Annotated in this window: 13 protein-coding genes; 7 read left to right on the forward strand and 6 right to left on the reverse strand. The window is 67.0% G+C overall.

Going from position 1 to position 13645, the window contains the following annotated elements; all coding sequences use genetic code 11:
- Positions 1 to 5: 5 nt before the first annotated feature.
- The 5 genes from AC5RT8_RS09630 to AC5RT8_RS09650 form a co-directional block, all read right to left on the reverse strand.
- Positions 6 to 803 (reverse strand): sigma-70 family RNA polymerase sigma factor, encoded by a 798-nt coding sequence (locus AC5RT8_RS09630; protein WP_494095480.1) that lies wholly within the window; start codon positions 801 to 803, stop codon positions 6 to 8.
- Between the two features lie 103 nt (positions 804 to 906).
- Positions 907 to 1230, reverse strand: a complete 324-nt coding sequence (locus AC5RT8_RS09635; RefSeq protein ID WP_494095481.1) for a hypothetical protein — start codon at positions 1228 to 1230, stop codon at positions 907 to 909.
- A gap of 98 nt (positions 1231 to 1328) precedes the next feature.
- On the reverse strand, positions 1329 to 1976 hold the full coding sequence (locus AC5RT8_RS09640) for a hypothetical protein (protein WP_494095482.1): 648 nt from the start codon (positions 1974 to 1976) through the stop codon (positions 1329 to 1331).
- Between the two features lie 96 nt (positions 1977 to 2072).
- Positions 2073 to 4535: a trypsin-like serine protease gene (locus AC5RT8_RS09645; RefSeq protein WP_494095483.1), complete on the reverse strand. Its 2463-nt coding sequence runs from the start codon at positions 4533 to 4535 to the stop codon at positions 2073 to 2075.
- A 342-nt stretch (positions 4536 to 4877) separates the two neighbouring features.
- Positions 4878 to 6263, reverse strand: a complete 1386-nt coding sequence (locus AC5RT8_RS09650; protein ID WP_494095484.1) for an LPXTG cell wall anchor domain-containing protein — start codon at positions 6261 to 6263, stop codon at positions 4878 to 4880.
- 324 nt (positions 6264 to 6587) lie between these two features.
- Here AC5RT8_RS09650 and AC5RT8_RS09655 point away from each other — a divergent pair, with 324 nt between their 5' ends.
- On the forward strand, positions 6588 to 7568 hold the full coding sequence (locus AC5RT8_RS09655; protein ID WP_494095485.1) for an EamA family transporter: 981 nt from the start codon (positions 6588 to 6590) through the stop codon (positions 7566 to 7568).
- 79 nt (positions 7569 to 7647) lie between these two features.
- Here the strand turns inward: AC5RT8_RS09655 and AC5RT8_RS09660 are convergent, their stop codons facing one another.
- Positions 7648 to 9189, reverse strand: coding sequence for a long-chain-fatty-acid--CoA ligase (locus AC5RT8_RS09660; protein WP_494095486.1), 1542 nt, complete (start codon positions 9187 to 9189; stop codon positions 7648 to 7650).
- Positions 9190 to 9313: 124 nt separating this feature from the next.
- Here AC5RT8_RS09660 and AC5RT8_RS09665 point away from each other — a divergent pair, with 124 nt between their 5' ends.
- From AC5RT8_RS09665 to AC5RT8_RS09690, 6 genes are all read left to right on the forward strand, one after another.
- Entirely contained in the window at positions 9314 to 9787 is a 474-nt protein-coding gene (locus AC5RT8_RS09665) for an RNA polymerase sigma factor (RefSeq protein ID WP_494095487.1), read from the forward strand.
- Entirely contained in the window at positions 9774 to 10403 is a 630-nt protein-coding gene (locus tag AC5RT8_RS09670) for a methylated-DNA--[protein]-cysteine S-methyltransferase (RefSeq protein WP_494095488.1), read from the forward strand. The genes AC5RT8_RS09665 and AC5RT8_RS09670 overlap by 14 nt, the downstream gene beginning before the upstream one ends.
- Positions 10400 to 11083, forward strand: coding sequence for an alpha-ketoglutarate-dependent dioxygenase AlkB family protein (locus AC5RT8_RS09675; protein ID WP_494095489.1), 684 nt, complete (start codon positions 10400 to 10402; stop codon positions 11081 to 11083). Before AC5RT8_RS09670 ends, AC5RT8_RS09675 begins: the two co-directional genes overlap by 4 nt.
- On the forward strand, positions 11080 to 11982 hold the full coding sequence (locus tag AC5RT8_RS09680) for a DNA-3-methyladenine glycosylase family protein (RefSeq protein ID WP_494095490.1): 903 nt from the start codon (positions 11080 to 11082) through the stop codon (positions 11980 to 11982). Before AC5RT8_RS09675 ends, AC5RT8_RS09680 begins: the two co-directional genes overlap by 4 nt.
- 219 nt (positions 11983 to 12201) lie before the next feature.
- The gene (gene pstS / locus AC5RT8_RS09685; RefSeq protein ID WP_494095491.1) at positions 12202 to 13317 is read left to right on the forward strand and encodes a phosphate ABC transporter substrate-binding protein PstS; all 1116 of its coding nucleotides are present in this window, start codon (positions 12202 to 12204) and stop codon (positions 13315 to 13317) included.
- A gap of 115 nt (positions 13318 to 13432) precedes the next feature.
- Positions 13433 to 13633, forward strand: coding sequence for a hypothetical protein (locus tag AC5RT8_RS09690; protein ID WP_494095492.1), 201 nt, complete (start codon positions 13433 to 13435; stop codon positions 13631 to 13633).
- Positions 13634 to 13645: the final 12 nt, after the last annotated feature.

Below are 13645 nucleotides of genomic sequence, written 5' to 3' on the forward strand. Positions count from 1 at the left end.
CCGGGTCAGGCGCTTGCGCTCTCCCTGGCCGCGGGGGAGGCCGTTTGGCTGGGTGAGGCGGGCGCGCCCAGCAGCTCGTGCTGAAGCCGCACCAGAATCCGCGCCAGCCTGCGGGAGACCTGCATCTGCGTGAGGCCAAGCCGATCTCCGATGGCCTGCTGGGATTCCTCGTGGAAATACCGCAGGAACAGCAGCTCCTTGTCCTGATCGGTCAGGTTCCGCACCGCGCGCCGGAGCATGGCAAGGTTCTCGGCACGTTCCAGCCGTCCGTCGGCCACTGCCCATTGTTCAGCGCCGCCGGTGTCCGCCAGGGCTTCCAGTGATTCGGGGCGAAGGCTGCTCTGGCAGTTCAAGGCTTCCGAGACGGCTTTCGTGGCGGCACCCAAAGCCTGGGACAATTCCCGGAGCGACGGCTCCCGTCCCAGCGTCTGCAGAAGTTCCGGCTGCAGCCTGGCAATGGAGGTACGCAGGTCCTGGAGCTGCCGCGGCGGCCGGACCACCCAGGAGTGGTCCCGGAGGTAGCGTTTGAGTTCTCCGTGAATGGTCGGAACCGCGAAGGCCGGAAAGTGCGGGCCGACCGCCGGATCAAAGCGGCGGACCGCCTTGATGAGTCCCATGTAGGCGACTTGGCGCAGGTCCGCCAGTTCCCGTCCCTTCCCGGTGTAGGCGGCGGCCGCGCTTTCCGCAATGTCCCGGTAGCGGAGGACCAGTTCGTTGTGCAGTGCCTGCTGCAGGTCACCGCGTGCCTGGCGGGCTTGTTCGAACGGAAGCAGGGAGGACGGAACACTGGAGAAAGCGCTCATGAGCAGCCGGGGTTTTCAGCAGCAGGTACGGCCCGCTGCTGGACCTGCTGATCAGAACACCAGAGCAGTCACGGGTTATCAATAGGCGGGACCACCTGTTTTGTTACTGCTTCTTGAGCTCTCGGCGGAGCAGAAGGTATAAGCGCCGCGAACGGCTCGCGTCCTCCCTCACGGCGGGACCGGTTCCGGCTGCCGCACCGCCAGCGGAACGCTTCAGGACCAGCGCGGCGACGGCGGCCACAGCCACCAGGGCGCTTCCCAAGGCGATCATGAGACTGCAGTACATCCAGAGGAACATCAGGGTAGGCGGGGTGCCCATCGGTGCTTCCAAGACCCCGAGGCCGAGGGCCAGCCAGAACGCCGCGCAGGCGGCGAGGGCAATCCAGGCGGTGCGGCGGCTGACAAGGGCGAGCAGGTGTTGCTCCATGGCAAAGATCCAGGCAGGTGGGAGGGAGGCGCCGCCTGCTTGACCCATCCACCCTAGGCCTGCACGTAGTCCCGCTGCCGGTTCTGCCGGGCTTGTCCCTAGTTTGTGGACAGCGGGGTTGCTATTCCCACGGATTCCTCCACAATCACCGGGATGTTGCCGGCCGGCGACTGCTCGTCGGCTGCTGCCTGCAGTGCAGCCACCTGCTCCTTGGGGACCTTGACGAGCACCGTGCCGGTGCGTCCGCTGGTGCTGATCGAGTGCACTTCCAGGTCCGGAACGGGTTTGTCCGCAAGCCAGGCCTGCACCTGATTCCGGGCCTGCTGCAGTTCGTCAGCGTTGAACGCCACGAGGACGGGCTCCGCACCGGCGTTACGCACCTTGGCCTCGGCAGACGAGGCTGTTACTGCGACATGAAGGACGCCGCCGTCAATCCAGGCGTCGGCGTATTCGGAACCCAGTTCGTTTTTGAGTTGAGCATGCAGTACCAGGAGGTGGGCGGCGGGTTCATCCGTTGCCATAGTTGCGTCCGATCCGGGTATGGGTGGGGTGAGCGTGCCGGGTCCGGCCGGGGCAGCAGTCCCGGAGGACGCAGCAGACGGGGAATCCGACGGGGTGGCCGGCCCTCCGGTTTGCGCGGCGCAGCCGCTGATCGCGCCCGCGGCGACCGCGGCCGCCAGGGCAGCCCCGGCCAGGGCACGGGTGGAAGGCAGGTGGAGCGGGTACTGGGTCCGGTTCCGGATCATGATTCCTCCTGTGCGGAACTGTAGCTTAAGCCGAAGCGGGTCCCGGCCGTTGGCAGGGACCCGCTTCAGTTGTCTACCGCTGGTGCTGTCAGCCGGTTAGGCGTCCACGGAAACCCGGCGGCGCTTGTTGTATAGCAGTGCTGCAGCACCGGCGGCGAGCAGGCCTGCTCCGCCACCGGCCAGCAGGCCGAGGTTGGCGGCGCCGGTGTCCGGCAGATCGCCGTTGCCGCCGCCGTTGCCTGCACCCGGTCCGGGGTTGGCTGCCGGTGCGGGATCTACGACAACCGGAGCTTCCGTGACCATGATGCTGGCGAACGCGTCGGCTGACGGAGCGCTATTGACGATCTGAACGGCCCGGATTCCGTGACCGCCTGCGTTCAGGTCGCTCATCGGGACGGACCAGGTGCCGTCTTCGTCGACGACGACGGCCTCGAGGGCGTTGTCATCGATCTCAACGGTCACGCTGAAGCCGGCGGTGCCGGTACCGGTGATTTCCTTGGGGAGGGAACCTTCCACGAACTCCTGGCCGTCAGTGGGGGAGGTGATCACGGGTGCATCGGGTGCGACCGTGAGGTTCAGCGTGGTTTCCCCCGAGTCTTCCTTGCCTGCAAGGCTGCCCTGAGTGGCAGACAGTTCGTAGACGCCGTACGTCAGCGGCTCCTCGAGGGTTACGGACCAGTTGCCCTCGTCGTCGACCTGAGTGTCGAGGACTTCAGCCGCAGCTACGTCTTCTTCCTCGGCGTCGCCCGGCACGTTCAAAACCACGGTAGCGCCGGCTACGCCGGTTCCTTCAATGGTCTCGATGGAATGCAGCACCGTGGCAGGGGTCGTGAAGACCGGCGCCGGCAGGGGAGCTTCCTTGACCGTCAGTTCGAATTCGCTGACCGCGGACTTGTTGAAGCCGTTGACGGCCTGCGCGGTGATCTCGATCGTCTTGTCTTCCGGAACCAGGGTCGGTGCCTTCACCGTCCAGGTGCCGTCGGGAGCGGTCTCTGCCTTGGCGTCTTCCCCGTCGATGGTCACGTTGACGGTGCTGCCGGCGGGACCGGTGCCGGTGATGGCGGCATCGGTTTCAACCGTGCCCTCGTTCTCCGGGCTGGTCAGCGACGGGGCATCAAGGTGAATGGCGATGCTGTAACCGGGGATCGCGGCCATGGCGCGATCGAGATCGGCACCGTAGACGATATTGGAACCCAGTACACCGGAGCTGACAACGCCCACAGCCAGGTTGCCGGAGATCATCGATCCGCCGGAGTCGCCCTGCTCGGCTTTCAGATCTGCTGCAAACGATTCAACCCACGTTCCCTGGTCGACGTTGACGAGGATGTCATTATCCGTGATGGTGCCGCAGCTCCAGAAGGAGGTGCGTCCGGACTTGCAGATGGGTGCGCCCTCAACGGGGGAAGTGGATCCGGTGACGTTTACCGTGGTGGCGGAAAGGTCATCGGCGCTCTTCCACTGCAGCGTTTCCGGCAGCAGGTCCAGCTCGGGGTTGATGTCGTCGATGACGGCGATATCCGTGCTGGGGTTATCCTCGGTGCCGTTGAAGGTGTAGGCGCCAAAGAGGCCCAGGGCATAGTCATAGTGTTCAAGGACAGTTACGGGGGACGTGGATCCCTCCGGGCAGTGCCCGGCAGTGATAACGGCATCGTCCCCGTCGGCATTGTGTGCGCTGAAGCCAATGGAGCAGGCGGCGAGATCTGCACCCACCTCGAAGAGGTAGCCGGAGCCGTTGGCGATGTCCTGAAGCTTCATCGCGGGCAAATGGTCGAAGGTGAGGGTGACGTTCGAGTACAGCGCATCGAATTCCTGCGGCGTCATCGGTGCAGACGTGCTGCGGGCAGCCATCGGCGCATCCAATGGCTCAGCAGGAGCTGCGACCTTGAGGACAAACCCTTCGGCTGCACTGCCGCTGACGGAGTGGAGCTGATCTGCACTGCCCGTGGCAGCGGCGTATTCCGCTAGGAGGCTACGGAGATCCGAGGCCTGCTTGGCTTCGGCGGGAGCTTCAGTTTCTTCGTCCGCAACGGGCTTGGTCTCCGGGGCTTCGGCCTTAGTGGGCTCCGGGGCCGCAGTCTCGCTGGCTTCGGGCGTCTCAGTGGGAGTCTCGGTTGGTGTCTCCTCGACGGGACCGGAGGGCGCAACAACAGTGGCGTCGAGTTCAACGGCTAGCTTTTCCAGTTCCTCGCCGCTGCCGGTAATCACCAGGCCGCCTTCGAGGAGTTCGATGCCAACGAAGCCTTCGGTGGCCTTCAGCTGCTCGAGGGCATCCGAGGCCTTCTTGCCGAGCTCGCCGGCAGCCACGAACTCCTCGACAGTCATGCCGAGGTCCCGCTCTAGTGCTTCCGCGAGACCGGGAGCAAGTTCACCGGTGCCCTCGGCCGGAGCTTCGGAGCCCTGCAGGGGTGCATCTGCAGGGGTTTCGGTGGTGGCCAACTGCGGAGCATCGCCGGTATCGGCCATGGCCGGACCGGCAATGAAGGCGCCGCTCACCGCCAGGAGGGCCGCGGCGCTAAGGGCGCCTACCCGTGCGTAGATCGGGCGTGGACTTTCCTGCATGAAATTTTTCCCCCATAAGGCATCGGCCTCCGGCATTTCCATGCAGGCGCACATGAGGCGCCTGGAGACTGCGGAGGTAATGAGACTGAAACTGAGTGTGCGAGATATTGGCCAGTTCTGCGGGAAATCACTTACTGAAGTAAAGCGAGTGAAAACACATTACTGTGTGGCCAAGATCATGGACACGCCCGAGAATAGCGGTCATCTCCAGGTATGGCAAGGGTGCTGTTGAAGCGCTTTGTTTGCCGGACTACCGGCGCAGGAGTTCCACGAAACTGGGTTTTAAAAGAGAAGCGGTCCCCGGCTATTGCCGGGGACCGCCGCGTTACCGCTTAGGGATTCCTAGGACTCGGAGGCCATATTGCGGCGGCGGTTGAACAGCAGGGCCGCACCGCCGGCGGTGAGCAGGGCTGCTCCGCCTCCAGCCAGCAGACCCAGGTTCGCAGCGCCTGTGTCGGGCAGTCCGCCGCCCGTTCCCGGGGTGCCGCCCGTTCCCGGGTTGCCGGCCGGTACAGGGTTGACCGTGACCGGGGGCTCAACCACAGCTGCGGTGACAGTGAAGGTGGTTTCGGAGAATTCAGAAACCTGTCCCTCAATGCCTTGAACGGCAACAATGTTGTGGGCTCCCTCGCCCACGGCATTCATCGGAACTGACCAGTTGCCGCTGGCATCAGCGAAGGTTTCCTGGATGGGCAGTTCCGTCACGTCCGCGCCGCCGTCGATGTCGTAGTCGACAACAAGCTCAACCTCGGCACCGGGTGCAGCGGTACCCGTGATGGCGGCCGGAAGCTTATTGACCGGAATCTCAGACCCATTGGCCGGTGAGGTGACTACGGGAGCAGCGGGGACGACCGTGATGGAGCTCGTGCCGGCCGGGGAGGTTTCCTTGCCCTCGAGTGCCTGTATGGCGCTCAGTTCATAGCGTCCGTAGCCCAGCGGCGCCGGGAGGGCTGCCTCCCAGATGCCCATATCTCCGGTCTCTGCGGTGACGACCACTGTCTCGCCGGCCCCGTCGCCGGCGACTGTGACGGTTACGGTGGTGCCCGGGACGCCGTTACCGCTGACGGCCTGGAAAGGTTCCACGATGCGGCCTTCGGCGGCGATGCTGGGAGCAGGCAGAGCGGCATTCTCGACGGTCAGCTCCAGGGTGGCAGCATCGGACCTGTTCTCGCCGTTGACGGCGACGGCGGAAATGCTCAGCTTGCCTCCCTCCGGTACAAACGTGGGTCCGCCGATCTCCCAGGAGCCGTCTTCGGTGACCGGAACGGACTGCACCGCGCCGTTGGCCGTCAGTTCCACTGAGGTTGCCCCCGGTGCCTTGCCCGAGATGATCTGGTTGGTCTTAATGACGGAGCCGTCCACCAGATTGGTGAACGTCGGGGCTTCCAATGTCACCGAAGGCGGCGTCGCGGGAGCGGAGGGTGTCGGCGTGGCCGTGCCCGTGGGTTCCGGCGTCGGCGTGGCGGTGCCGGTGGGTTCCGGCGTCGGCGTGGCCGTGCCCGTGGGTTCCGGCGTCGGCGTTGCGGTGCCGCTGGGTTCCGGTGTCGGGACGGAGGTCTCCGTCGGTTCCGACGTCTCGGTGGGTGACGGGGAGACCGTGGGATCAGCTGTGGGATCCGCCTCAACAGCCATCGCGGGGCCGGCAATCAATGCGCCGCTGACTGCCAAAAGAGCTACGGCGCTTACTGCGCCCACCCGTGCCGAAATAGTGCGTGAATGTTCCTGCATGAAATTTTCCCCCATAAAAACGTCGACCTCCGGCGCTTCCCTGCTGGTAATTGCGGCAACTCGAGAATGCGGAGGGTACGAGACTGAACCTGCTGAAGTCGTATGTGGTGTGCGCATTGAATCTGCGCCAACACAAGCAATACCTGCAACGGCCAAAGGCTCCCGTCGCAGACACCGCCGAGAATAGTTCGTGCCTTCCGGAATGACAAGGGGTGAATTGTCTGTACGAAGAGCTTATTGAAACGCCCAGTCAGCCGGGGTAGCGTCGCCGTCGTAATCCCCGGACTGCCGAGTCACGGGCCGGCGTAGACCCCAGGGAGATCCATGGCACGGGTGCGGACACAAGGCAGCCGTGCAGCTCTGCGTCCGGGGGCCCCTGGGATCTTTGTGGCGCTGGCATCGTCCGCAGTGTTTGGGCTCTCCGGTTCCTTTGCGAAATCGCTGCTGGAAACCGGCTGGAGCCCTACCGGTGCCGTTGCCGCCCGGATGCTCGGAGCAGCACTCGTGCTGGCGGTTCCTACTGCACTCGTCCTGCGCGGACGTTGGGGCCAGGTCCGGAGTAACTGGCGCACCATCGTGCTGTTCGGTTTCGTCGGGGTGGCCGGGTGCCAGTTCTTCTACTTCAACGCGGTGGAACGCCTGTCCGTGGGCGTGGCCCTGCTGCTGGAGTTCCTGGCCCCGGTGCTCATGGTGCTGTGGATTTGGGCGGCGACCCGCCGCCGCCCCGGCATGCGCACGGTCCTAGGCGCACTGGCCGCCGTGGCAGGGCTGGTGCTGGTCCTGGACCTGGGCGGCAGCACACGCATTGATCCGGTGGGAGTCCTTTGGGGGCTTGCCGCAGCGGTCTGCCTGGCCAGCTATTTCTTCATCACTGCGAAGCAGAACGATTCCCTCCCGCCGCTGGTGCTCGCAACGGGAGGTATGTTCGTGGGCGGCGCCACCATGGCGGTGCTGGGCTTCACCGGCATCCTGTCCCTGGATTTCAGCACCACGGAGGTGGACCTGGCAGGGTGGCAGACCGCATGGTGGGTCCCGCTGACGGGGCTGGTGCTGTTGTCGACGGTACTGGCCTATGTCACGGGCATCATCGCCGCCCGTTCCCTCGGCTCCCGGGTCGCCTCGTTCGTGTCCCTGACCGAGGTGCTGTTCGCCGTGCTGTGGGCGTGGCTGCTGCTCTCCGAGCTGCCGCGCACCGTCCAGTTAGCGGGCGGGTGCCTGATCGTGGCCGGCGTCGTGCTGGTCCGCTCCGATGAACCGGCAGGACTCCCCGGCGAGGCAGCGGCCGACGTCGAACCCTACGCCTAACTACCGACGGCGCGACCCCCTGCGGGGGCCGCACACTTCACGGCCCCGCAGGGGCCTTACGCCGAGGTGCCCGGCGCACCTAAGCCCCGGACGAGTCCGCCGCCAGGGGCGTGGAAACCTTGATTTCCCGCTTCAGGATCTTGCCCGTGGGGCCCTTGGGCAGCGCGTCGGTGAGCTCGATGCGCCGCGGATACTTATACGCCGCCAGCCGGTCCTTGGTGAACTGCTGGATGTCCGCAATCAGCGCGTCCCGTGCTGCGTCGTCGGCAGGTGCCGTACCCTCGCGGAGTCCGACCACCGCGGCGATTTCCTCGCCGTGCAGCGGGTCGGGAATGCCGATGACGGCGGCTTCCGCCACGGCCGGGTGCTCGTACAGCACCTCTTCGATTTCGCGCGGATAGACGTTGTAACCGCCGCGCAGGATGATGTCCTTCTTCCGGTCCACGATGTAGATGTTGCCCTCCTCGTCGAACCGGGCGAGGTCCCCGGTCCGGAACCAGCCGTCGGGGATGGCTGCCGCGGTGGCGTCGTCGTTCTTCCAGTAGCCCTTCATGACACCGTCGCCGCGGACGGACAGTTCACCGACCTCGCCGGTCGGAACGTCATTGCCGTCCGGGTCGAGCATGCGGACCTCGGTCCCGGCCACGGGCTTGCCGATAGATCCGGCGCGGCGGTTCCCGCCGGGCACGTTGAAGGAGACAATCGGCGAGGTTTCCGAAAGCCCGTAGCCCTCCAGGAGTTCGATGCCGAAGACGTCCTCGAACTCGTGCAGGACTTCCAGCGGCATGGCCGAACCGCCGGTGATCGCTCCGCGCAGGGAGGACAGATCGGTGCTCTTGACGGCAGGATGGCGCAGCATGCCCACGTACATGGTGGGAACGCCCTCGAAGATGGTGACGCCGTCGCGCTCGATGATTTCCAGGGCCTTGCCCGCATCAAACCGCGGCAGCAGGCTGATGGACGCACCCGAAAGGACGGAGGAGTTCAGGGCCGCGGTCTGGCCGAAGACATGGAAGAAGGGCAGCCCGCCGAAGTGGACGTCGGTCTCCACGGTCTTCAGCAGCGACTGCGCCACATAGGCGTTGGTGAGCAGGTTCCGGTGCGTGAGCGCAGCGCCCTTGGGCCGGCCCGTGGTGCCGGAGGTGTAGAGGATCACTGCGGTGTCCTGGTCATCCACTTCGGCAACGTCGGTGCGGCTGTCCGCACCGGCCAGCAGCTGCAGGAACGCCCCCGAGTCCACGGAGACCACCTCGACCCCGCCCGCTTCTTCCGCCCCGGCGGCGACTTCGGCGGCCACGCCCTCCCAGGCGAAGGCGATCCGGGCGCCCGAGTCCTGCAGGTGGTAGGCCACCTCGCGGGCCTTCAGCAGGGGGTTCATGGGAACGACGACGGCGCCGTGGCGCAGCGCGCCGAAGTACAGGAACGCCATCTGCGGGATGTTCGGCATCACCAGTGCCACGCGGTCTCCGGCCTGCACCCCGCGGGTGGCCAGCAGGCCGGCCACCTTGGCACTCATGGCGTCCAGGGCCGCATAGGTAACTACGGTGTCATCGAGTTTGAGTGCTGTCCGCTCCGGAAAGCGTGCCACCGTGTCGGTCAGGATGCCGGCGAGGTTATGCATGGGGGTGATCTCCTTTGATCGATGCAACGTAGAGGGAAGTCTAGCCACCGCCGTCGAGGGGATGAAACTTTTCCGTTGCCGCGGCTCACAAACCGGCGCCGGAAAACGTCTACCGTATGTGGAAGTGAAACCCTTTGAGCAGATTGTCCGCGAGCACGGCCCCGCCGTGCTGCGCGTCTGCCGCGCCGTCCTGGGCCCGGATGAGGCTGAAGACGCCTGGTCGGAAACGTTCCTCGCTGCCCTGGGCGCCTACCCGGACCTGCCCGACGGCGCGAATGTCCAGGCCTGGCTGGTGACCATCGCCAAACGGAAGGCAGTGGACCAGCACCGCTCCGCAGCCCGCAACCCGGTGCCGGTGGACGATGTCCCCGAACCGACGCGGGCCGCGCCGGCAGACACGGACGGACTGTGGTCGGCACTGAAGACCCTGCCGGTACGCCAGCGGGAGGCGCTGGCCTACCACCACCTCGCCGGCCTGCCGTATGCCGAAGTCGCCCGGCTGCTCGGGGGCAGCGAAGCAGCGTGCCGCCGCTCCGCAGCGGACGGGATCAAGAAACTACGCACCCTGTACGAGGAGGACCGCCATGGCATCCTTTGAGAGCTCCGGCACCGGACTGGCCGGCGCCGGCTTCCTGGACCCCGATCCCGGCGAAGGCGCAGTCCTCGCCGCCCTGCACTCCCGCCTGGCCGCAGAGGCCGGTTCGGCCGGCCTGCTGGACGTTGCCTACACGGTCATCGATAGCCCCGTGGGACGGCTCATCCTTGCCGCGACCGACGCCGGCCTGGTCCGGGTCGCCTTCGAATGCGAGGGTGTGGACGCCGTGCTGGCGGACCTCGGCGCCCGGATCAGTCCGCGGATCCTCGAAGCCCCGGATCGCCTTGCCCGGCCCGCCGCCCAGCTCCGCGAGTACTTCGACGGCGCCCGGCGCAGGTTCGACCTGGACCTGGACCTGCGGCTCACCGCCGGGTACCGGCGCACCGTGGTCCAGGCACTGCAGCAGATCGGCTATGGGCACACTGCCACCTACGCCGGCATCGCCGTCCTGACCGGCAACCCCGGTGCCGTCCGGGCAGTGGGCACCGCCTGCGGTCGCAACCCACTGCCCCTGGTGATCCCCTGCCACCGCGTCCTGCGTTCCGACGGAACCACCGGCGGCTACCGCGGCGGCCCTGCCGCCAAGAAAATCCTCCTCGACCTGGAAGCCGCTGCATGAGCAACTCCCTGTTTCCCCGCGACCGATCCGAACCCGCCGTCGGCGCCGTCCACGTGCCCGGCTGGCTGCCGCCGGAGCGGCAGCAGCAGATCGTCCAGGCGTGCCGGCAGTGGGCCATCGGCCCGGTGCCCATGCGCGCCGCCGTCCTCCCCGGAGGACACACCATGTCCGTGCAGACCGTGTGCCTGGGCTGGCACTGGCAGCCCTACAAGTACACGCGGACGGCCGACGACGTCGGCGGCGGCCGCGTAGCCGAAGTCCCGGACTGGCTGGTCGAGCTGGGCCGCGACGCGCTCCGCGAGGCCTACCGCCAGCCGGACGGCAGCTATGCCCGCGAGGACTACCGGCCGGAAAACTACACCCCCGACACGGCGCTGATCAACTACTACGCCGAGGGTGCCCACATGGGTATGCACCAGGACAAGGACGAAAAGTCCAGCGCCCCGGTGGTCTCCATCAGCATCGGGGACACCTGCGTTTTCCGGTTCGGCAACACCGAGACGCGGACCCGGCCCTACACCGATCTGGAGCTGGAATCCGGTGACCTGTTCGTGTTCGGCGGCCCTTCCCGGTTCGCCTTCCACGGGGTTCCGCGGACGCTGGCCGGCACCGCTGATCCGTCCTCCGGCCTGCCCGCCGGGCGGATCAACATCACCCTGCGCATGACCGGGCTGTCGTGACCGCTCCTGCGGCCGGCAGGCGGGTGCGCCGGCTGCCGCATCGCGGCCCCTTCGCCTGGGAACCGCTTGCCAGTGCGCTGGCCGCGCACGCCGTGCCCGGCCTGGAGCGCGTTACCCGGACCGACGACGGCGCCCGGGTGGAACGGCTCCTCCGGGGACCGTCCGCACCGGTGGCCGTGGCCGTGTCCCTGGGGGAAGCCGGGGTCATGCTTGACCTGCCCGTGCTGCCCGCCGCCGAAGAAGGCGCACTGGTAGCGGCGGTCCGGGCCTGGCTGGACCTGGACGCCGATCCGGAGGTGGTGGACCCGTTCCTGTCCCGCTTCGACCTGCTGGAACCCCTGGTGAACCGGCATCCCGGCCTCCGGGTGCCGGGCACCACGGACGGTTTTGAAACCGGGGTCCAGACCGTCCTCGGTCAGCAAGTATCCCTGGCGGCTGCCCGGACGTTCGGCGCCCGGCTGGTTGCGGCCTTCGGGGAACCGGGCCCGGACGGGTTGTCCGCCTTTCCGACGGCCGAGCGGCTCGCCGCCGTGCCGCCCGCCGCCATCCAGTCCGCGGTCCGGATCACCCATGCCCGTGCCCGGACCCTCTCGGCGCTGGCGGAAGCCGTCGCAGCCGGCCTGGCTCTGCGCCCCGGGACGGAGCCGGCAGCCGTGCGCGCGGGCCTGCTGGCCCTGCCCGGCATCGGGCCGTGGACGGCGGATTACCTGGCCGTGCGGGTGCTGGGGGACCGTGACGCCTACCCGGCGGACGACCTGGTGCTCAAAAGGGCCCTGGGCGTGGGCACGGGCCGAGAGGCGGCGCAGCTCTCCCAGCCGTGGCGTCCCTGGCGCTCCTATGCCTTGTTCCACCTCTGGACCCGTGCAGCGTATGCGGTTCCGGCCCCTGCTGCCGGCTAGCGTTCCTGCCGGTGTTCCAGGTGCAGAGCAGCGAAAAGACGAGGGACAGGGCCGCCGGCCGCCCTGGGCCAGGGACAGCCGGGAGCGCCGCTGCGCAAGGAGGAACGGGGCTTTCAGTTGGCAGGCGGGGCCGATTGCCCGCTAGCCTTGAAAGGGCAGCTTTTAGCATCTGCCTCCCCGGCGTTGGACGCCGTAGCCGCTTCTTTGGAAGGACACCCTTTGCGCCCAATCCGCCCCGCCCGTTCCCTGGCCACGGTGGTGCTGGCAACGCTTGCCCTGACCGCCTGCGGATCCGATTACCCCCTTGGGGATGCCCAGCGCGAAGCAGCCGAGAACAGCACCTCCACCCTCAGCGGAGTGCTGTCCGGCGCCGGTTCGAGCGCCCAGGGTCCTGCAATGGATGCCTGGATTGCCGGTTTCGGGACGCTGCATCCCAAGGTCCAGCTCCAATACTCTCCGGACGGTTCCGGTGCAGGGCGCAGCGCCCTGTTGGCTGGTGCGGTGAACTTCGCCGGTTCCGACGCCTATCTGCAGGACGAGGAAATGGCGGATGCCAAGGCAGTCTGCGGGCCGGAGGGGGCGCTGGACATTCCCGCCTACATTTCACCGATTGCCGTGGCGTTCAACCTCCCCGGCATCGAATCCCTGAACCTGGACGCCGTCACGATCGCCCGGATGTTCCGCGGAGAAATCGAAACCTGGAACGATCCGGCCATAGCCGCGCTCAACCCGGACGTGCAGCTGCCCGGCACCCGCATCACTCCCGTCAGCCGTGCGGATGACTCGGGCACCACCGAGAACTTCACCGAATACCTGCACGAGGTCGCACCCGAGGCCTGGCCGGACGCACCGTCCGGGACCTGGCCGGGCGGGCTGCAGGGCGAAAACGCACAGGGAAGCTCCGGCGTCGTCAGCACCGTGACGCGCACTGAGGGAGCCCTGACTTACGCTGACGACTCCGTGATCGACGACTCGATGGGCACCGCCAATCTGCTCGTCGGGACCGAATTCGTGCCGATCAGTGCGGAGGCGGCAAGCACCGCCGTCGAGCAGTCCAAGCGCGTCCCCGGACGCGGGGAACACGACATTGCGCTGCAGCTGGACCGGCGCACCACCGCCCCGGGAGCCTACCCGCTGGTGCTGGTGTCCTACCAGATCTACTGCAGTTCCTACGACGACGCCGATCTTGTGGAACGGGTGCGTACCTTCGGGCAGTACGTGGTCAGCGAGGAGGGACAGCAGGCCTCCGCGGACGCGGCGAAAAGCGCCCCGATTCCCGCTTCCCTGGCCGAAGAGGCCCGCGCCGCACTGGAATCGATCAGCGTCCGGGACTGAGCTTTTCGAAACTGCGGCGCTACTTTCGGGTAGCGCCGCAGCTCTTTCGGCGCCCCCTTGCGCCCCCTCACCGCCGGTGTCACCGTGGACCTACGCAACGCTGAAGGGGGCTGCTGTGGAACCTATCCGAATCGAGCGCTGGTGGCCGTACCTGGACGGTTCGGCCAAGGACTGGTTGAGGCACAACCTCCGCCAGGAAGGCCTGCCGCCCAAGGTCCAGGACCGCATTGCCGAGGCCGGCGGGCCGGTTATTGACCCCATCCTGGCCGAGCCGGATTGGGCCTTTATCGAACTGGATGCCCACGCCGTGGAGTGAGAGCCGCCAGGC

The organism is Arthrobacter sp. Ms25 (assembly GCF_059090365.1).